The sequence below is a fragment of the Amphritea atlantica genome (genome assembly GCF_900111095.1).
Lineage (GTDB): Bacteria > Pseudomonadota > Gammaproteobacteria > Pseudomonadales > Balneatricaceae > Amphritea > Amphritea atlantica.
This window is the reverse complement of record NZ_FOGB01000002.1, coordinates 170,122-189,439: the sequence shown is the minus strand read 5'-3', so window position 1 is coordinate 189,439 and position 19,318 is coordinate 170,122. Positions and strand designations below refer to the sequence as shown.

The following is a 19,318-nucleotide window of genomic DNA, read 5'->3' as shown; positions in this document are numbered from 1 at the left end:
ACAGATGTCCATCTTTAAACGCCTCCCGCTACAGCGCAAGCTGATGTCGATGTTACTCCTGATCAGCAGCACCGTACTGACACTGGCCACCGCAGGCTTCGCCCTGCATGACTGGTATGACTCCAGACTTCAGGCGACCGAGAACCTGCGCTCCCAAGCGGATATCATCAGTACCAACTCCATTGCCGCACTTACCTTTGGTGATGCGGAATCAGCCAGAGTCACCCTTGAATCACTGGATAATGTTCAGGATATTGTCCTGGCTGTGCTCTATGACGCAGACAAGAAGCTGTTTGCAAAATACGCCCCCGGAAACTTTCCAGTCCCCACCCTGCCAACGAGCAGCGAAGGGGAGATTGATGGCGCCCTCTATGTTTTACGTCCGGTAATGATGGATCATGACGCCATAGGCTACACCCTGTTGCTCTCCGATCTCGGCAGTCTGACCACCCGTCAGGCAGATCAGATAGGGATCGCCTTTATCGTCTTTCTGCTGTCACTGATCGTGGCACTGTTACTCTCAAGCGTTGCTCAGCTAATCATCACCCGGCCGATCACCGAGCTGGCCATGACGGTCCGCAAAATCACCCGCACCCGCAACTATCAGTTGCGGGTGCGCAATCGCTCTGAAGATGAGATAGGCAGTCTGGCAACCGACTTTAACCTGATGATCGAACAGATCCAGGCGCGCGACAATCAACTGGAACAGGCGCGACAACTACTGGAAGAAAAAGTTAAAGACCGCACCGCTGAGTTACTGTTACTGACCCAACAGCTGGAGCATCAGGCGTTTCACGATAGCCTGACCGGTCTGCCCAACCGGGCAACCTTCGATAACAATCTGAACACCGCCATCCATTATGCACAACGGAGCAACGAACAGCTGGCGGTCATGTTCCTCGACCTCGACCGGTTTAAGGATATCAATGACACCCTGGGACATGAGATGGGTGACCGGCTGTTGGTGGAACTGTCAGCGCGCCTGCAACACTGTCTGAGAAGCAGTGATACGCTGGCACGGCTTGGCGGCGACGAGTTTGCGGTACTGACCAACAACACCTCACAGAACCGAGCGGCTGACATCGCCACCAAACTGATCAGAACTATCCAGACACCGGTTGATATTGATGGCTTCAATCTGCAGGTAACCACCAGTCTCGGGATCAGCATCTACCCTGCCGACGGAGATGATGCAACAACCATTGTCAAACACGCTGATACGGCGATGTATTACTCTAAAGCGGCCGGCAGAAACCAGTTCAGCTTTTTTGCCAAAGAGATGAATATCCGCTCCGAACGCCGCATTCATCTGGCACAGAAACTCAGACAGGCAATCGAAGAGCAACGCTTCGAAGTCTATTATCAGCCTAAATGGTGCATCCGGCGTAACGTCATTGTTGGTCTGGAAGCGCTGATTCGCTGGTTTGATGCCGATGAAGGAGCCATCCCTCCCGATGAATTTATCCCCCTCGCCGAGGATCAGGGGCTGATTGGCCTGGTTGATCAGTGGGTTATTAAAAAAGCCTGTGCGGATATTCTCCAGGTACGTCAGCAGTTTGGTGAACATATCCAGCTCTCAGTCAACTTCTCTCCGGCGCACTTTATTCGCCGGGATCTGTATAAGCGGATCGCTGAAATTCTCACCGAAACCGGTTTTCCAGGGGAGTCCCTGGAGCTGGAGATCACCGAAACTTTTATGGCCACGGAGAATGAACAACTACTTGAACAACTCAATCAGATCCGCAGTCTGGGGGTAGAGATCTCCATTGATGATTTTGGCATCGCCTATTCCTCTCTCAGCCGGCTAAAACGGTTGCCACTGAATACCCTGAAAATAGACCGCTCATTTATCCGTGATATCGGCAGTGATCGCGATGATGAGGTGATCGTGAAAACCATTATCGATATGGCCCACAACCTCAACCTGAAAGTTGTTGCCGAGGGGGTTGAAACCAGGGAGCAGCTGGCTTTTGTGCGACACCATAACTGCGATCAGGTACAGGGGTTCCTGTTTAGCCCGCCAGTACCACTGGAGCAACTGATCTGTTTAATGGAGCAGCAGGAATCTCTCGTTCAGGCCTGATCTCTACGGCACTAAACTATCACAGATACGCCCCCCTCTTTTCAGTCTCCGACCACAAATGTCACGAACCTTGACATAAGCGCAGCGGCGTAGAAAGATCAAGTCGTTCGGGCTATCACGGCTATCAGCCGCTTCCCAAAAGGCGCCTTTGCAAGCGATGCCGGCGACCGCTGAATGCCATTATTGTCCAGAACCATGGCGCGACACTATGTCACATCACAATCTGACAAAGTTTGCGTCATAATTGACAAATTCCTATAAGAACGCCTCTTTATATAATCCGTTATATAAACATAAGATATTGAAAATAAAAGAGTAATAAAGTTTTAACAGATCTGGTACAGCATATGCCTAAAGAAATGCATTACTCATTTGGATCATCCTGACTCTGTGCCCTCCGCACTCTTTTTCGTTTCGGCCTGGCAGCCGGACCAACCTAAGGTATTGTAACTATGGTTTCTGAAACTGTTGTCGAACTATCGCGGTGGCAATTTGCCCTGACCGCGATGTACCACTTCCTGTTTGTGCCATTAACACTCGGGCTTACATTTATGCTGGCTATTATGGAGTCAGTTTACGTGATGACCGGTAAACAGGTATATAAAGATATGACCCGCTTCTGGGGCAAGTTGTTCGGTATCAACTTTGCACTGGGAGTCACCACCGGACTCACCATGGAGTTTCAGTTCGGTACTAACTGGGCGTACTACTCTCACTATGTCGGCGATATTTTCGGCGCTCCACTGGCGATTGAAGGGCTGATGGCGTTCTTCCTCGAATCTACCTTTATCGGCCTGTTTTTCTTCGGCTGGGACCGGCTCTCCAAAGTTCAACATCTGGCCGTCACCTGGCTGGTCGCTGTCGGATCGAACTTCTCCGCCCTGTGGATACTGATCGCTAATGGCTGGATGCAGAACCCGGTGGGTGCTTACTTTAACTTTGAAACGATGCGCATGGAGATGGACAGCTTTGCCGATGTCATCTTCAACCCTGTGGCTCAGGTTAAGTTTGTCCACACCGTTTCCGCTGGCTATGTCACCGGCGCCATGTTTGTGCTCTCCATCAGCGCTTTCTATCTGCTGCGCAACCGGGATGTCGGCTTTGCCCGTCGTTCTTTTGCCATCGCATCCGCTTTTGGCCTGGCATCGATCCTTTCGGTTATTTTACTGGGTGATGAAAGTGGTTATGAAATTGGCGAGGTACAGAAGGTCAAGCTGGCAGCCATAGAAGCGGAATGGGATACCCATCCGGCTCCGGCCCCCTTCACCCTGGTAGGCCTGCCCGATCAGCAACAACAGACCACCGATTATGCCGTGCGCATTCCCTGGTTGCTGGGGCTGATCGCCACCCGTTCGGTGGATGAGGAGATCACCGGCATTAAGGATCACGTCACTGCCAACGAGACGCGCATCCGCACCGGTATGCAGGCCTATAGTCTGCTGGAAAAATTGCGCAACGGCGAGGATACGCCCGCCAACCGCGAAGCATTCGGTGCTGTCAGCAAAGATCTGGGCTATGGATTACTGCTGAAACGCTTTACCCCGAATGTCACCGATGCCACTGAAGCACAGATCAAAGCGGCCGCTCTGGATACCATCCCCAGAGTTGCCCCGATGTTCTGGACCTTCCGGATTATGGTGGCAACCGGCGTGATCATGTTATTCACCTTTGCTGCTGCGTTCTATTACACTGCCCGCCGGCGTGAATACACGACCCGCTGGTTGCTGAAACTGGCTGTACTCTGCCTGCCCCTGCCGTGGATTGCAGTGGAAACCGGCTGGTTTATTGCAGAGTTCGGCCGTCAACCCTGGGCGATTGGTGAGATTTTGCCCACCTATGTTGCCACCTCAACCCTGAGCGCAACCGATCTGTGGATGAGTATTGCCGGTTTTGCCGCGCTATACACTACCTTCCTCTGTATCGAAATATTCCTGATGGTCAAATATGTACGTAAGGGCCCCAGTGCCCTGGAGACCGGTCGCTATCACTATGAATCACTAGGAGAAACTCAGCATGTTTGATTATGAAACTCTGCGCCTGATCTGGTGGTTATTGATAGGCGTACTACTGATCGGATTTGCCATCACCGATGGCTTTGATCTGGGCGTCGCAATGCTCCTTCCCCTGCTGGGAAAAACCGATACTGAACGTCGGGTGATGATTAATACTATCGGTCCACACTGGGATGGTAATCAGGTCTGGCTGATCACCGCAGGAGGCGCTATTTTCGCCGCCTGGCCGCTGGTCTATGCCACCGCGTTCTCAGGCTTCTACTGGGCGATGCTGCTGGTTCTTTTTGCGCTGTTTTTCCGCCCCCTTGGCTTTGAATACCGCAGTAAAATGCCGGGGAGCCGCTGGCGAAATAACTGGGATATCGGCCTGAGTCTGGGCTCATTTGTCCCCGCGCTGGTGTTTGGTGTGGCATTCGGCAACCTGTTCCTCGGCGTGCCGTTCAGCTTTGATGAACTGACCCGCTCAACCTATACCGGGTCGTTCTGGGCACTGCTGAACCCCTTCGCTATTGTTTGCGGCCTGGTGAGTGTGCTGATGCTGGTACTGCATGGTGCGGTCTGGTTACAGATGCGGGCGGGCGGTGCAATTCAGCAGCGCAGTCGCAGCACCGCCGGAGTGGCCGGTCTGCTGCTCAGCGTACTTCTGGTGGTCGCTGGTCTGTGGCTTTATACCAGCATTCCCGGCTATAGCATCAGCAGCGCCGTTATTGCCGATGCCAGCTCTAACCCACTGAGCAAAACCGTGGTTCAGAGTGCGGACTGGTTTGGTAATTTCGCCCACTATCCTCTGCTCTGGTTGCTGCCATTAGCCGCTGTCCTGCTGCCCCTGCTAACCAGCCTGCTCGCCTGGAGCGGCCGTTATGCACTGGCGTTCTTAACCAGCAGCCTGGGGATCAGCTGCATCATCCTGCTGGCAGGGGTGACACTGTTCCCGTTTGTGATGCCATCGTCCACCGACATGGCCAGCAGCCTGACGCTCTGGGATGCCACCTCCAGCAAACTGACACTGGAAATTATGCTCTGGGTTGCGGTGTTTTTCGTGCCGATTATCCTGCTGTACACCATCTGGTGTTACGTCAAAATGTGGCGCCGCATCGAGCCGGCCTTTATCGAGCAGAACAGTGTGTCTAACTATTAATCGCTTAAGTCTCTAGACCTTAAGCAAGGAGAGTAATATGTGGTATTTCGCCTGGATACTCGGCGTTCTTCTGGCCTGCAGCTTCGGCATTATCAATGCCATGTGGCTGGAGAACCAGATGGAAGACACGGAATAAAACGGTAATATGACGACAAGCTGGTGTCCTGAATCAAGGCTCCAGCTTGCGGTACAGGGTGCGCAGACTGCAGCCGGCAATCTCCGCAACCTGGCCTTTATCGACACAGCGTTGTAGCAGCACCTCAAGGTAACGCTGCTCAACCTGATCCAGACTCAGCCTCTGCTCCGCCATCTGCACCAGACCATCCGTCTTTTGGCCGGACAGTTCAGCCACCGGGATCAGATTCAGACTTCGCTTAATAACATCCGTGCCGATCAGATCATCATGACGCAACACAACTGCCCGCTCAAGTATATTTTTCAACTCCCGGATATTGCCTTTAAAGGGCTGTTGAGCCAGCAATTGCAGTGCTTCATCGGTCAGTTTCAGCGGAGCTTTATCCTCAATGCGCAGCAGAATACTCTCCACCAGCAGGGGCAGATCCTGACGCCGCTCCGCCAGCGATGGCAGACGGATCGGGAAGGTACTGATACGGTGATAAAGATCATCCCTGAACTCGCCCCGCTCAACCATCGCCGGGAGATCCTTATGGGTCGCGCAGACCAGCCGGAAATCCGCCGCAATCGACTTACTGTCACCCACCGGACGAAAGGTCTTGGTTTCTATCAAGCGCAGCAGTTTTACCTGCAGATGCAACGGCACATCTCCTACTTCATCGAGAAACAGAGTGCCGCCATGGGCCGACTGAACCAGCCCGGTACGGGAGCTGATCGCACCGGTAAACGCGCCTTTGATATGACCAAACAGCTCGCTTTCGAACAGACTATCGGTAAGACCAGAACACTCTACCGTCACGAAGGGCTTACTGGCCCGGGGACTGGTGGAGTGAAGCGCCTGAGCCGCCAGCTCTTTACCCGCCCCGGAAGGCCCCATCAGCAATACATTGGTATCCGTTTTACCAACCCTCTGAATCAGATCCACCAGCTCATTAAACGCCCGGCTGCGGCCAATCATCTTGTTGGCAATCGGCACGGCACTGACTTCACGAATCGGTTTCATCACCTCGATAAAGTAGGCCCGCTCCTCATCATCAGTAATCGGAATGGTATCGATACCCACATGCTCTTTGCCCTGTGGCGTATTATGAATATGCAGCACACTAGCCCGGTGACCGCTGTCACGGGCTTCCTGCATGGGGCAGGTTTCCCCTTCCTGGTCGCAGGGTTGCTGATAACCATGGGAGAGAAAAAAGCATTTCGCCGAGCTGCGCCCGTTCAGCCCACCAAAACGGAAATCGTAACTATTATTGGTGGCAACAACGTTATACTCAGCATCTATCAACACTGCAGGGTTATTATAGCTATCGAGAACATTGCGCATGGTTCTCAACCAGCTTATTTTAGTCATCAGTCAGACTCTGTTTCGTCAGTTATGGCTCAATTGTGCCAATAATGGCAAGCGGCATGACACATTACCAGCTCCTTACCAACAGAGGCCGTCATTGATGAGCCAGATCAATATTTCCACACTGCAACACTGTGCCAACGGCCAGCAACTGCTGCGTCAGGCGGGACAAATAAGTCGTCGTGAGAATCTCTGGCTCACCCTGACAGGGGCGCTACAGACCGCTACCACCATCGCGATTACCGGTCTGATCGCCCTGCTGATCAACAGTGCCGTTTATACCGGGGCATTAACCACGCCGCTTCTCTGGCAACACAGCGGGAGCTGGTTGCTGCTGGCGGCCCTGCTGACAGTGCGGGCCCTGCTGCCGCTATGGCAGACCCGCCTGGCGGACCGAGCCAGCATCCGGGTACGAAACCGCCTGCGGGCCATCGTGCTGGAGCATTGCGCCACCCTGCAGCTCAGTCTGGAGAAGCCATTCAGCCACGCTGAGCTGAGCAATCTGCTGAGCGGCGAGATCGATAGCACCCGCGACTACTTTGCGGAGTTTCTGCCGCAGCAGCGACTGGCCATGCTGGCCCCCCTGATGATCATCATCGCCTGCCTCTGGAGCGGCTGGCTGGTGCCCCTGATACTGGCACTGACAGCCCCGCTGGTGCCACTGTTTATGATCATCGTCGGACACAAGGCAGCCGCCGCCAGTCAACGCAACCTGACCGAACTGACACGGCTGGGCAATCTGCTGTCAGACCGGATTAAAGGGATCTCTGCGCTGCAACTGGCGGATAGCTGCGACGCCGAACAACAGCATCTGTTCCGCCAGTCAGAGCAGTTCCGTCACTCCACCATGCAGGTTCTACGACTGGCGTTCCTGTCCGGCACGCTGCTGGAGTTTTTCAGTGCGATCAGTATCGCCATGGTAGCGGTATATCTGGGTTTGCTCTATCTGGACAAGTATCAGATCGGTATGTGGCAGGAACAGCTCAGCCTGTCTCACGGTGTCTTCCTGCTCATGCTGGCACCAGAGTTCTACCTGCCGCTACGCCGCCTGGGCGCGCTCTATCACGCCCGGGCCGATGCCGGCAGTGTTGCCACCCATCTGCTCAAACTGATACAGCTACCGCCGCCCTGCGCTGCCACCAATGACGAGCAGTCTCAGCCAGACAGCGCGCCGGTCAGGCAGATTTCACTACAACAGCTGCAGACCGGCTATGGCAGTACAACGATCGCCCCTCCCCATAACTTTACCCTGTTGCCGGGTCAGAGGGTTTTGCTACAAGGCCCTTCGGGAGCCGGCAAAAGCACCCTGCTGGACACTCTTGCCGGGCTACAGCCCGCCCTCAGCGGAGCGCTGCTCCTCAATGGAGTCAGTATCGCTGTTTATAATAATCGCCACTGGCAGCAACGCATCGGCTATATGACTCAGCAACCAGAGCTGCTGTTTGACACGGTGCGCAACAACCTCTGTCTGGGCCGCGAATTCACCGATACAGAGCTTTTCACTGCACTGAAACAGGCCAGCGCCGACACTCTGGTAGAGGAGTTACCCGGACAGTTGGATTATCGCATCAGCGACTCCGGCGGGTTTCTTTCCGGTGGCCAGGCCCAGCGGATCGCTCTGGCACGGGTGTTTCTGCATCAGCCCGCCCTGCTGCTGCTTGACGAACCCACCGCCAACCTCGATCAACAGACCGCCCAGCAGTTTATGGCCAGTCTTAAACGGTTCTGTGCTACGGGCGGTATCGTCCTGCTCAGCAGCCATCGGGATAGCGCCGATCAGTTTGATCAGGTTATCACTCTGCAACCCCTTAAGTCAGCGGAGACCTCCCATGCCTGAACTGCTAAAACGCTATTTTCAACTACTCTGGCAGCAGCGGGGAATGGCGACTCTGGGACTGCTTCTGGCCACGATCACCGCGCTGGCCGGTATCGCACTGCTGGCGGTGTCGGGCTGGTTTATCAGCGCGACCGCACTGGCCGGTCTGTCACTGGCGGCGGCCCACGGGTTTAACTATTTTGCCCCCGGCGCGGTTGTCAGAGGACTGTCCATCGCCCGCACCTTCGGACGCTACGGCGAACGGCTGGCAACCCATGAAGCCACCTTCCGGGTCATCTCACACCTGCGCAGCGAGATGTTCGCAACCCTGGCAAAACATAACTGGCAGGAGCAACCGCTGAACAGCCATGAGGCCAGCAGCCGGCTGCTGGATGATATCCGCCATGCCGAGTCACTGTACCTCTCAGCGCTGGTGCCAGGGCTGGTGATGCTGCTCAGCGCCCTGCTTTATCTGGTCACGGTCATGCTGTTCCTGCCTGAGCTGGGCTTGTGGTTATTGCTACCATTACTGATCTCGGTAGCCGTGTTACCGACGCTCTATCTGCGCCAGGTATTACAACCCCAGAACACCCTGCATCAGCAGCGCAGCCAGCAATGGAGTGATGCCCATTCACTGTTCAGCAATCTGCGCACCCTGATCCTGTTTGACCGGTTAACACCGCAAAGCGACAAGCTGTGCCAGAGTGCCGCCATTGCAGATCAGACCGAACAGCAGGCCAGTAATGCCCGTCAACGGGTCCAGGCGCTGAATCAACTGGTGCAGGCGTCGATGATACTGCTGGTGTTATGGCAGGGAATTGAGGGGTTCGCCAGCGGGCGACTGGAAGGCACCCTGCTGTTGATGCTGCTACTGCTGACACTGGGGCTGCAGGAGGTATTAACCACCGGCAGCAGCGCTCTGGCGGGCTTTGCGCTGGGGTATAGGGCACTTGAGCGAATCGGTCAGTTGAGTCCGGCACACCCACAACCCGATCAGCGGCAATTCATCGAGCCCGGGAATCCGGCGATCCGCATCGACATTGATCATCTCAGCTACCGTTATCCCAACCGTCAGCAAGCGACCATCGATCATTTCAACGCCCGGCTTCAGGGGCCCCACTGGTACTGGCTAACCAACCCCAGCGGTCGGGGTAAAACCACTCTGATGCAACTGTTAGCGGGTCAGTTGCAGCCGCAACAGGGACTGATCACCTGCTCCGGCGTGGGGATCAAACAGATCGGCATGATGCCGCAACAGATCAGTTTGTTGCAGGGCAGTCTGCGTTTTAATCTCTGTCTGCATCAGCAATATAGCGATACAGAGCTATGGCAGGTGCTGAAAACCGTAGAGCTGGATCAGTGGGCCAGTCAACTACCCGGGCAACTGGACAGCTGGTTGGGTAAAGGCTCGCATCTGCCGTCAGGCGGCGAGATGAAACGACTGGGACTGGCGCGGCTGCTGCTGCAAGACCGCAAAGTGCTGCTGCTGGATGAACCCACTGCGGGCATAGATCCGGACAGAAGCACCCGGATTCTGCAACGACTGCGACAACAATGGCATAACCGTATTGTCATCATCAGTAGTCATGAGGTCAACCTGATCGGAACTAACGATACCGAACTCAGGCTTTAACGATATTTTTTCATGCGGTATTCAAACTGCCCGCGCTTAAGATTGAGCAAGCGCGCGGCAGCAGAGACATTACCCTCGCTGCGCTGTAACGCCTGCTCCAGCATCATATTCTCCACATCCTCAAACGACACCGCGTGATTCAGAATAGACTCAACCGCGCTATAGGTATCGCCCGGCACTGCATCACTGGTTTCATCCTGCCTGTCTGCCATCTCCTGTTGTGCCTCAAGGATCTCTTCACTGGTAAACAGATGCTCCAGATCCAGACTGCCGCCGTCATCCGCCAGAATCACGGCACGCTCACAGATATTTACCAGTTCGCGGATATTGCCCGGCCAGCTGTAACGCATCAGAGCATCCACCGCGGTTTTGGTAATACCGTTGATGGTTTTACCATTAGCAGCGGAAAACTTGTGAATAAACAGATTAAGTAGCAGGGGAATGTCATCCCGGCGCTTACGCAGTGGCGGAATCTCAATGGGAAAAACATTCAGCCGATAAAACAGATCTTCCCTGAAACGCCCCTGCTTCACTTCCTCTTTCAGGTTCACATTGGCGGCAGCCACTAAACGAATATCGATCGACCGGACATCAACACCCCCCACCCGCTCAATCTCCCGTTCCTGTAGCACCCGCAGTAGCTTGCCCTGAGCATGAAACGGCAGACTGCTGACCTCATCGAGAAACAGAGTGCCACCATCGGCCCGCTCAAACTTGCCCGGGCGGGAGGCCGTTGCCCCGGTAAAGGCGCCCTTCTCTACACCAAACAGTTCTGCTTCCACCAGTTCGGAGGGGATTGCCGCACAGTTGATAGAGATAAAGGGTTTATCCGCCCGCTGACTGATGGAGTGCAGCGCCTGGGAAAAACGCTCCTTACCGACGCCGCTCTCGCCGGTAAACAACACCGTTGAATCGGTTGCGGCGACTTTTTTCAGCAGGGTTGCCGCCCGGTTAAAGGCGGGGGATGTGCCTACCAGATCGGGCAGATCGACTGGCGACCCTTTCACCCCATCGCTGCCCAGTTGGTCGAGATCGATACGCCCGGACTTGGGGGTGGAGATAAACTCCTCGATCTTCATAAAGCTGAGATGCTGGTAGAGGTCGTCACCCTCCTCTAAGGGCATCGCCACGACCCGGCAGTGCTCATGCCCCATCGCCCGGCACTCAACCTCGCGCCATAACACCGGACGTCCCATTACCGCGGTGGTAAAGCCGCAGGCGTAACCGGTCATCATCCAGCAGGCCGGCGAACCACTGACGCCACACTGATCCAGATGGGCTTCTGCTTCCCAGGAGTTCTCCCACAGGTAGTCGCCCCAGAACTCTCCGGTCTTGTCATCATACTGCATCCGCTCAATCGCCAGGTTATACACAAACCCCTCTTTTTCACGCAGCAGCGGGGCGATGGAGAGCAGATCGTCGATGCAGTCGATACCTGTTTCTTTCAGGTGACGACAGTCTTCAACCCCCTGTTGATAACCCAGGCGGGAAAACATTTCACGGGCCTTATCGCTGCCCATCTTATCGATGATCTCACGCCGCAATACCGCCAGAGAGAAACCATGCAATAGCAGCATGCGCTGATCAAGCAGCCTGATTTCACCATTTTCAACGTCACTCTGAATAGCGCTATGGAGGATGGAATAATCCGGCTTTTGAGTAATCTCTTTCATATTTATTATTCTTGTTATTGGCTGTGTTTTTTCATCCGGATGCAGTTCTTTTCGTCACCAGCTAATCCATTGATGTCCGGAATATCATTATAGAATACAGCCTCACGCAAGTTCTTCAAATAAAGAAATGCAGACATCCCATTTCAACATATAAAGAAACCAACAGGATTACTCCACTCTTCATCGGCCTGGGGCAGGTTAACATTATGAAAAAATACTCTTTAAAATCAAAAGACTAGTTAAACCAATACTGACTGGCACAGAAGCTGCTAAATCCTGAAGGTAAAGTACGATTTATCGTTTTGCTAATAAGGATAATAAAATGAACAATTTACAGTCTGCTGATAAGCATACATTTCTGCGCAACGCCTGGTATGTTGCGGCCCTTTCATCCGAAGTCGAAGAGCAAGCCTATTTCACCCGTAAAATCCTCGACGAGTCGATTCTGATCTATCGCAGCAAAAGCGGCAAACCGATTGCGCTGCACGATCGCTGCCCACACCGTTTTGCCCCCCTCAGCCTGGGCTCGCGCAATGGCGATAACGTCACCTGCCTGTACCACGGGCTGCAGTTTGACAGCGAGGGCGAGTGCGTTAAAAACCCCCATGGCAACGGCAAAATTCCAAAAGCCTGCAAAGTACAGCGCTACATCACCGAGGAGCGCGATGGCTTTATCTGGATCTGGATGGGTGATGCGGAAAAAGCCGACAAAGATCTGATTCTCGACTGTTCCAAGCTGTCTGAGAACCCAGCAAGCTCGGTGGGCCACATGTATATGTATAATCAGTGCAATTATGAGCTGCTGACCGACAATATTATGGATCTCAGCCATATCGATCATCTGCACGGGCCGTTCATCAATACCGGTGGCAAACTGAGCCCGCTGATTCCGGAAATCACTGAAAACCGCGAGGGTAAACCCCTGCATGTGCGCTGGGACTGGGAGGCCGACCCGGTGATCCCGCTGATCGCACCCCATATGCAGCGCCCGGACGATAAAGCCGATATGTTTCTGGCCGTCAGCTGGACCGAACCTTCCAATCTGACCCTGACCCTGGGTACCGTGCAGGACAGTGATGATTACCTCAACGATGGCATTATGCTATTCGACTTCCATATCATGACGCCGGAAACCGCAACCACTACCCACTACTTCTTCGCGTCCACCCGCAACTACAAGATGGATGATGCTGAATACAACGAGGCGAAAATGGCCGGTATGCGCGAAGCATTCACCACCGAGGACAAACCGGTTATCGAAGCCCAGCAGCAGGAGATGGGCACCCATGATCTCTGGTCGCTGAACCCGGTATTACTGTCTTGCGATGCTGGCGCAGTCCGCGCAAGGCGCCGGCTCAGCCAGCTGATCGAAGCGGAAAACATCTGATCTCAGCTCCGCGTAAACAGGCGTGCAGCCGCGCTGCTGTTACGTCTGTTTACAGCACGCCTGAAGACTCAAAATAATAACAAGCGCCACGCCGGTATGGCGTGACGCTCTATCACTATGAGGCGATTATGAATAACGATCTGATCAGTGTTCGTATCACCGAAAAACGCTATGTTGCTCATAATATTGTACATATCGTGCTGCAGCCTGCTGACAATCAGACACTGCCCCGGTTTACACCCGGTTCGCATATTGATCTGCACATTAACGCTGGCACTGGTAAGCCGTTGATCCGCCAGTATTCTCTGTTGAACGCCCCTGACAGCCATCAGTGCTATGAGATTGCCGTCCTGCTTGAAGCACATGGCCGGGGCGGTTCAAAAGCGGTTCACCAGCAGCTTAACGAAGGCGATCTGATACAGATCAGCCCTCCCAGAAACCTGTTCCCGCTGCTCCCTGATGAAGATGAAACACTGCTGTTTGCCGGTGGCATCGGTATCACCCCGATTTTGTCGATGGCCCACGCACTGCAACAGCGTCAGGCTAAATTTTCACTGCACTATTTTGCGAAAAGCATTGAGCATGCGGCATTTGCCCACAGTCTTATGGAGGGGCCATTCAGCCATAACGTAAACCTCTGTTTCGATGATGGTTCGGCCGACAGTTTTGATCCGCAATCGGTCCTGAAAGAGGCAGCCAAAGGCAGGCATCTCTATATTTGCGGCCCCCAGGGCTTTATCAACTTTATCACCGACAGCGCCAGAGCCTACGGCTGGGATAACGACAATATCCACTTTGAGCTGTTTTCTCAGGATCTGAGTGCGGCGAATGATGACAATGCGGGTTTTCAGATCAGGATTGCCAGCAGTGGTCAGCTGATCGACATCGGTGCTGATCAGACAGTGCTGGAAGCGTTGGAAGAACAGGGCTTCGAGATACCCTGTTCCTGCGAACAGGGTGTCTGTGGCACCTGCCTGCTCCCGGTCATAGAGGGCACTCCGGATCACCGGGATATGTATCTGAGCGACGCGGAAAAGCAGTTGAACAATCAGTTCACCCCCTGCTGCTCCCGGGCACTGTCTGATTGTCTGGTACTGGATCTGTAACTGCCAATATTCGCTTTTGCCCTGCAGCCAGACACAAAAAAGCCCGCGAATGCGGGCTTTTTTAATCAGCGGTAAAGCAACAATTACTTGTTAGCTTTACGCTCTTTCTCTTCAGCGATAACTTTCTCAGATACGTTAGCCGGACATGGCGCGTAGTGAGCGAACTCCATAGAGAACTGACCACGACCAGAGGTCATAGTACGCAGATGTCCGATATAACCGAACATCTCAGACAGAGGCACGTCAGCTTTAACACGAACGCCTGAACCCGCAGCTTCCTGACCAGAGATCATGCCACGACGACGGTTAAGGTCACCGATAACATCACCTACGTGATCTTCAGGAGTGAACACGTCAACCTTCATGATAGGCTCCAGCAGCTGTGGACCCGCTTTAGGCATGGACTGACGGAACGCACCTTTAGCAGCAATCTCAAAGGCAATCGCAGAGGAGTCAACCGCGTGGTAACCACCGTCAAACAGCTCAATCTCAACGTCCAGCACAGGGAAGCCAGCCAGAGGACCAGTCTCCATCATGCTCTTGAAGCCCTTCTCGATAGCCGGGAAGAATTCCTTAGGTACGTTACCACCCACAACCGTAGAGGAGAAGGTGAACCCACTGTTCTGCTCGCCCGGCTTGATGCGGTAGTCGATCTTACCGTACTGACCTGAACCACCAGACTGTTTCTTGTGGGTGTAGCTGTCTTCGATTGGCTGAGTGATTGTCTCGCGGTAAGCAACCTGAGGCTGACCAACAACCAGTTCAACACCGTAAGTACGCTTGAGGATGTCAACTTTGATATCCAGGTGCAGCTCGCCCATACCTTTCAGGATGGTTTCGCCAGAGTCTTCATCGGTTTCAACGATGAAGGTTGGATCTTCTGCAACCATCTTACCGATAGCGATACCCATCTTCTCAGCACCACCTTTATCTTTAGGTGTTACTGCAATGGAGATTACCGGCTCAGGGAATACCATCGCTTCAAGGGTACATTCGTGCTTAGGATCACACAGGGTGTGACCAGTCTGTACGTTCTTCATACCCACGATAGCGATGATGTCGCCCGCCTGCGCAGAATCAAGTTCTTTACGCTGGTCAGCTTCCATCTCACACATACGACCGATACGTTCAGTTTTGCCGGTGAACGAGTTCAGGATGGTGTCGCCTTTCTTCAGCTTACCGGAGTAGATCCGAATAAAGGTCAGGGCGCCGAAACGGTCATCCATGATTTTGAATGCCAGGGCGCGGAAAGGCTCATCAACGGAAACAGTTGCCACTTCACCGGTTGGCTCACCCAGCTCATCGGTCAGATCCTGAGGGATAACATCGGTTGGGCTTGGCAGGTAATCAACAACCGCATCCAGCACCAGCTGAATACCTTTGTTTTTGAATGCTGAACCACAGTAAGTTGGGAAGAATGCCAGTTCGCGGGTACCGGTACGGATACAACGCTTGATATCTTCCATAGCAGGCTCTTCGCCGTCCATGTAAGCCATCATCAGATCGTCATCCATCTCAACAGCGGTTTCGATCAGTTGCTCACGGTACATCTCAACATCTTCTACCATGTCGGCAGGGATATCCTGGATGCTGTAGTTCTCAGGCAGACCTGAGTCATCCCACACGTAAGCCTGGCGAGTCAGCAGATCAACAACACCAACGAAGTCTTCTTCGCGGCCAATTGGAAGAACCATAACCAATGGCTTAGCAGCCAGTACATTTTCAACCTGGTTAACTACACGGTTAAAGTCAGCACCCATACGGTCAAGCTTGTTTACGAAGATGATACGGGAAACGCCCGACTCATCGGCATAACGCCAGTTAGTTTCTGATTGTGGCTCAACACCACCAGACCCACAGAATACGCCGATGCCGCCATCCAGAACTTTCAGAGAACGATATACTTCAACGGTGAAGTCAACGTGTCCGGGAGTATCGATGATGTTGAAACGGTGATCTTTCCAGAAAGTGGTGATCGCCGCTGACTGGATAGTAATACCCCGCTCAGCTTCCTGCTCCATGAAGTCGGTAGTGGACTCACCATCGTGAACCTCACCTGTCTTATGGATTTTACCTGTCAGCTTCAGGATACGTTCGGTCGTGGTAGTTTTACCCGCGTCTACGTGGGCGAAAATACCGATATTACGGTAGTGTGATAAGTCAGACATTTCTTCACTCGAATGTTAGGGGCGTAAAATGCGCGGCATTATACCGCATTCATTGGCATTTGTAGATATTTTAAGCAAAGAAAAATCTTTGCTCTGATATCTCCGCACAGGGTTCATTTTATGGGAACAGGATACGCTGATATCGCATCAGTGTGTCAGATTCCGTATTCCTCAAAAATCTGTTTCAGACCCGGCTTATTGGCCAGCATCTCTTCCCGGTCCAACCCCTTGAGTTCGTGGGGGAAAACCAGCCAGTTATCCGACTTATGCAGGAAATAATCCGGCTCAAGATCGGTTCTGTTGTTCACGGGTTTGAACCAGGGTGTAGCAATCCGGATATCATGCGGCGTATTCAGCCGCGCTTTATCTTTCAGTGTATCGATCACCGCTTTGATACTCAGCCCGGTGTCGAACACATCATCGACAATCAGCAGGGAATCGGAGTGGTTGACGTTACGGACCAGATAATCCAGCCCATGCACCCGCACCTCTTTATCCCGGGTACCGATACCGGTATAGGACGAAGTACGGATAGCGATATGGTCGGTCTGAACACCAAGGTTATCCAGCAGTTCCTGCACCGCGATGCCCACCGGTGTGCCTCCCCGCCAGACACCGACGATAAAGTCTGGGCGAAAACCACTATTAAACACTTCCAGAGCCAGCCTGAATGAATCTTCAAGCAGTTCCTGCGCGTTCAGATATACTTTTTCCGTCATCGATCCTCTCCACCCACCGGTCGCTATTCATGCCGGCTTTTCGGCAAGGTTCGCTACTGTACGTATTCTGATCAGGTCACGCAACTATCGTCGCCGCTTTTATGCTAAATGCCCTGAAGATTGAGAAAAACGCTCTATGAAGGTAGCCCAGATCTGTTTTTTTGCCATATATCCAGACGACTCTTCACCGCTTCAGCGAAAATAAAAAAGCGCCTTCCGGGAAAGGCGCTTTAGCTGATGGCTTTACGGCAATTACTTCAGACCACCCCGGTCCAGCCAGGCCTGATAGATCGGTGCCGGCCAGCGGTTCTGGAAATAACTGATCACCGCCTCGGTCTCCGCATCCGATAGCGTATCAGCAAACCCCGGCATCGAACCACCCAGGGGAACACCCCCCTGTTGCACCGAGCGCTTCAATCCGGTTAGCGGATGATGCCAGGCATGAGCGGTACCATTCAGAGGCGGCGGCGGATATTTACCATCAGCCCCGGTTTTATTCCAGTTGGGGGTGCCCTGTGCCGCCACGCCGTGGCACTTGGCGCAGTTATCAATAAATAACTGCTTACCGTTATCCACCTGAGTCTGGGTATACCAGCGCCCGGCTACTTTGGGCTCCGACTCACAGCCACTCAGTAAAACGGCGCCCAGCAACACTATCAACACCGCAGGCAATTCAATAATCCGCATAATGACTGAAACTACCCACCCGGTTCTGACTATCCATCGAATAGACCGTAAAGACGTCTTTGCGGGCTCCCACACCGTCCATTCCCGGACCGCCAGAGGGCATTCCAGGGACCGCCAGCAACTTAATATCATTGTTGGTTGCCAGCAGGCGCTTGATATCCTGAGCAGGAACATGCCCCTCTATCACTTTGCCATTCACTTCTGCGGTGTGACAGGAAGCGGCTTTGGCAGGTACACCCAGTCGCTGTTTATGGGGGGTGACATCATTCACCACCACATCTTTAACACTGAAGTGGTGATCTTTCAGATGGCTTATCCAGCCTTTGCAACAACCACAGGACGCACTGCGGTACACAGTGATCTCATATTGCTGATCGGTTTTGCCTTCCAGCCACACCGAATCGCCGGCATAGCCATTCAGTGACAGCCCAAACAGGCCTGCCAGTAGCAGTATCATTTTTTTCATTGGGTATTACTCCGGACTCTCGTTATCGACAGTCACGCCATTTAACTGATCAAGGATCGGGCATTCAGCGCCATCGTCACCACGGCATTCACGGGCGGCACTTTCCAGTATTGCCCTCATCTGCTGCAACGACTCAATCTGCTGATCGATCCGCTGTATCTGCAATTCTGCTTTCTGTTTGACACTGGCACTGGTACGGGAGGGGTCCTGAGATAACTGCAGTAACTCCCGGCTCTCATCGAGCGAGAATCCCAGATCCCGGGCCCGTTTAATAAAACGCAGGCTTTCCAGTTGCTGTTCACTGTAGATCCGGTAACCATTCGCAGAGCGTGCAGCCGGGGGAATAACACCTTGCTGCTCATAAAAGCGAATCGTTTTACTGGTCAGTCCAGTGGCGGCTGCGGCCTGAGAAATATTCATAATCAACTCCGGCAATCTTTAACAAACAGCGATTATTCCATGAGCGTATCAAACAGACTGGCGCATTGGCCGGGGAGGGTGGTAGAGCGGAGGAGGGATAGCGGAAAGGTAACCGCTGAGTGACCAGCCAGGCTGGATTTGGGAGGATGAAATAGATTGAAACCCGGTCGGCATCATAAACAGTGCTGCCAGCTGCAAACAGCAGTCGGGCAACTCTGCATCGCAACAGTCGGCACTGTTCAGCACAGCGCCGGTCATCTCAACGCTGTGCATATCACAGTTATCACCATGACAGCCCATCTGAGAATGTGACGCAACAACGGGCACTCCAGCGGAGATCGCTGGATTAACAGCCATCACACTCAGCAGCAGGATTAACAGGGCGCGATACCACATCAGAACAACCAGACTCTCAACTCAATTCAACGTTACTCGCTACAGATTCGCCTGTTGGCAAAAAAAAAGCAACTTTCTTGTCCACCAGCAGTTGACCTTACAGCGACTGGAAGCTCTAACCTGTAAATAGA

16 protein-coding genes are annotated in these 19,318 nt (G+C 53.4%); 8 read left to right on the top strand and 8 right to left on the bottom strand.

The window, feature by feature from the left end; all coding sequences use genetic code 11:
- The first annotated feature begins 4 nt into the window (after positions 1-4).
- The 4 genes from BMY09_RS04115 (at position 5) to cydX (ending at position 5,369) form a co-directional block, all read left to right on the top strand.
- Positions 5-2,083: a putative bifunctional diguanylate cyclase/phosphodiesterase gene (locus tag BMY09_RS04115; RefSeq protein WP_091354400.1), complete on the top strand. Its 2,079-nt coding sequence runs from the start codon at positions 5-7 to the stop codon at positions 2,081-2,083.
- Positions 2,084-2,535: 452 nt separating this feature from the next.
- Positions 2,536-4,104, top strand: a complete 1,569-nt coding sequence (locus BMY09_RS04110) for a cytochrome ubiquinol oxidase subunit I (RefSeq protein ID WP_091354397.1) — start codon at positions 2,536-2,538, stop codon at positions 4,102-4,104.
- Entirely contained in the window at positions 4,097-5,233 is a 1,137-nt protein-coding gene (gene cydB / locus BMY09_RS04105; protein WP_091354396.1) for a cytochrome d ubiquinol oxidase subunit II, read from the top strand. Before BMY09_RS04110 ends, cydB begins: the two co-directional genes overlap by 8 nt.
- A gap of 37 nt (positions 5,234-5,270) precedes the next feature.
- Positions 5,271-5,369: a cytochrome bd-I oxidase subunit CydX gene (gene cydX / locus BMY09_RS04100; protein ID WP_091354393.1), complete on the top strand. Its 99-nt coding sequence runs from the start codon at positions 5,271-5,273 to the stop codon at positions 5,367-5,369.
- A gap of 33 nt (positions 5,370-5,402) precedes the next feature.
- Here cydX and BMY09_RS04095 read toward each other — a convergent pair whose 3' ends face one another.
- Positions 5,403-6,719: a sigma-54 interaction domain-containing protein gene (locus tag BMY09_RS04095; RefSeq protein WP_091354390.1), complete on the bottom strand. Its 1,317-nt coding sequence runs from the start codon at positions 6,717-6,719 to the stop codon at positions 5,403-5,405.
- 97 nt (positions 6,720-6,816) lie between these two features.
- On the opposite strand from BMY09_RS04095, the gene cydD reads away from it, so the two are divergent.
- Both cydD and BMY09_RS04085 read left to right on the top strand, forming a co-directional pair.
- Positions 6,817-8,553: a thiol reductant ABC exporter subunit CydD gene (gene cydD / locus BMY09_RS04090; RefSeq protein WP_175483436.1), complete on the top strand. Its 1,737-nt coding sequence runs from the start codon at positions 6,817-6,819 to the stop codon at positions 8,551-8,553.
- Entirely contained in the window at positions 8,546-10,165 is a 1,620-nt protein-coding gene (locus tag BMY09_RS04085) for an amino acid ABC transporter ATP-binding/permease protein (protein ID WP_091354386.1), read from the top strand. The genes cydD and BMY09_RS04085 overlap by 8 nt, the downstream gene beginning before the upstream one ends.
- Here BMY09_RS04085 and BMY09_RS04080 read toward each other — a convergent pair.
- Entirely contained in the window at positions 10,162-11,838 is a 1,677-nt protein-coding gene (locus BMY09_RS04080; protein WP_091354384.1) for a sigma 54-interacting transcriptional regulator, read from the bottom strand. The two genes, BMY09_RS04085 and BMY09_RS04080, sit on opposite strands and share 4 nt — an antisense overlap.
- Before the next feature lie 322 nt (positions 11,839-12,160).
- Between BMY09_RS04080 and BMY09_RS04075 the strand changes: the two genes are divergently transcribed.
- Positions 12,161-13,225 carry an aromatic ring-hydroxylating oxygenase subunit alpha gene (locus BMY09_RS04075; protein WP_091354381.1) on the top strand — a complete coding sequence of 355 codons (1,065 nt, stop codon included), beginning with the start codon at positions 12,161-12,163 and terminating at the stop codon, positions 13,223-13,225.
- A 128-nt stretch (positions 13,226-13,353) separates the two neighbouring features.
- A complete protein-coding gene (locus tag BMY09_RS04070; RefSeq protein ID WP_091354379.1) occupies positions 13,354-14,331 on the top strand; it encodes a PDR/VanB family oxidoreductase in 978 nt (325 codons plus the stop codon).
- Between the two features lie 83 nt (positions 14,332-14,414).
- Here BMY09_RS04070 and fusA read toward each other — a convergent pair whose 3' ends face one another.
- From fusA to BMY09_RS04040, 6 genes are all read right to left on the bottom strand, one after another.
- Positions 14,415-16,499, bottom strand: a complete 2,085-nt coding sequence (fusA, locus tag BMY09_RS04065) for an elongation factor G (RefSeq protein WP_091354376.1) — start codon at positions 16,497-16,499, stop codon at positions 14,415-14,417.
- A gap of 155 nt (positions 16,500-16,654) precedes the next feature.
- Positions 16,655-17,218 (bottom strand): phosphoribosyltransferase, encoded by a 564-nt coding sequence (locus BMY09_RS04060; protein WP_091354374.1) that lies wholly within the window; start codon positions 17,216-17,218, stop codon positions 16,655-16,657.
- Positions 17,219-17,470: 252 nt separating this feature from the next.
- Positions 17,471-17,905 carry a c-type cytochrome gene (locus BMY09_RS04055; protein WP_091354371.1) on the bottom strand — a complete coding sequence of 145 codons (435 nt, stop codon included), beginning with the start codon at positions 17,903-17,905 and terminating at the stop codon, positions 17,471-17,473.
- Entirely contained in the window at positions 17,892-18,371 is a 480-nt protein-coding gene (locus tag BMY09_RS04050) for a DUF411 domain-containing protein (protein ID WP_091354368.1), read from the bottom strand. The genes BMY09_RS04055 and BMY09_RS04050 overlap by 14 nt, the downstream gene beginning before the upstream one ends.
- Positions 18,372-18,377: 6 nt before the next feature.
- Positions 18,378-18,791, bottom strand: a complete 414-nt coding sequence (cueR, locus tag BMY09_RS04045; RefSeq protein WP_091354365.1) for a Cu(I)-responsive transcriptional regulator — start codon at positions 18,789-18,791, stop codon at positions 18,378-18,380.
- Between the two features lie 48 nt (positions 18,792-18,839).
- Positions 18,840-19,187, bottom strand: a complete 348-nt coding sequence (locus BMY09_RS04040; protein ID WP_091354363.1) for a hypothetical protein — start codon at positions 19,185-19,187, stop codon at positions 18,840-18,842.
- Positions 19,188-19,318: the final 131 nt, after the last annotated feature.

Excerpts from the sequence above, each read along its gene's own strand:
- BMY09_RS04115 (WP_091354400.1), top strand. The coding sequence starts at position 5 with ATGTCCATCTTTAAACGCCTCCCGCTACAGCGCAAGCTGATGTCGATG.
- BMY09_RS04110 (WP_091354397.1), top strand. The coding sequence starts at position 2,536 with ATGGTTTCTGAAACTGTTGTCGAACTATCGCGGTGGCAATTTGCCCTG.
- cydB (WP_091354396.1), top strand. The coding sequence starts at position 4,097 with ATGTTTGATTATGAAACTCTGCGCCTGATCTGGTGGTTATTGATAGGC.
- cydX (WP_091354393.1), top strand. The coding sequence starts at position 5,271 with ATGTGGTATTTCGCCTGGATACTCGGCGTTCTTCTGGCCTGCAGCTTC.
- BMY09_RS04095 (WP_091354390.1), bottom strand. The coding sequence starts at position 6,719 with ATGACTAAAATAAGCTGGTTGAGAACCATGCGCAATGTTCTCGATAGC.
- cydD (WP_175483436.1), top strand. The coding sequence starts at position 6,817 with ATGAGCCAGATCAATATTTCCACACTGCAACACTGTGCCAACGGCCAG.
- BMY09_RS04085 (WP_091354386.1), top strand. The coding sequence starts at position 8,546 with ATGCCTGAACTGCTAAAACGCTATTTTCAACTACTCTGGCAGCAGCGG.
- BMY09_RS04080 (WP_091354384.1), bottom strand. The coding sequence starts at position 11,838 with ATGAAAGAGATTACTCAAAAGCCGGATTATTCCATCCTCCATAGCGCT.
- BMY09_RS04075 (WP_091354381.1), top strand. The coding sequence starts at position 12,161 with ATGAACAATTTACAGTCTGCTGATAAGCATACATTTCTGCGCAACGCC.
- BMY09_RS04070 (WP_091354379.1), top strand. The coding sequence starts at position 13,354 with ATGAATAACGATCTGATCAGTGTTCGTATCACCGAAAAACGCTATGTT.
- fusA (WP_091354376.1), bottom strand. The coding sequence starts at position 16,499 with ATGTCTGACTTATCACACTACCGTAATATCGGTATTTTCGCCCACGTA.
- BMY09_RS04060 (WP_091354374.1), bottom strand. The coding sequence starts at position 17,218 with ATGACGGAAAAAGTATATCTGAACGCGCAGGAACTGCTTGAAGATTCA.
- BMY09_RS04055 (WP_091354371.1), bottom strand. The coding sequence starts at position 17,905 with ATGCGGATTATTGAATTGCCTGCGGTGTTGATAGTGTTGCTGGGCGCC.
- BMY09_RS04050 (WP_091354368.1), bottom strand. The coding sequence starts at position 18,371 with ATGAAAAAAATGATACTGCTACTGGCAGGCCTGTTTGGGCTGTCACTG.
- cueR (WP_091354365.1), bottom strand. The coding sequence starts at position 18,791 with ATGAATATTTCTCAGGCCGCAGCCGCCACTGGACTGACCAGTAAAACG.
- BMY09_RS04040 (WP_091354363.1), bottom strand. The coding sequence starts at position 19,187 with ATGTGGTATCGCGCCCTGTTAATCCTGCTGCTGAGTGTGATGGCTGTT.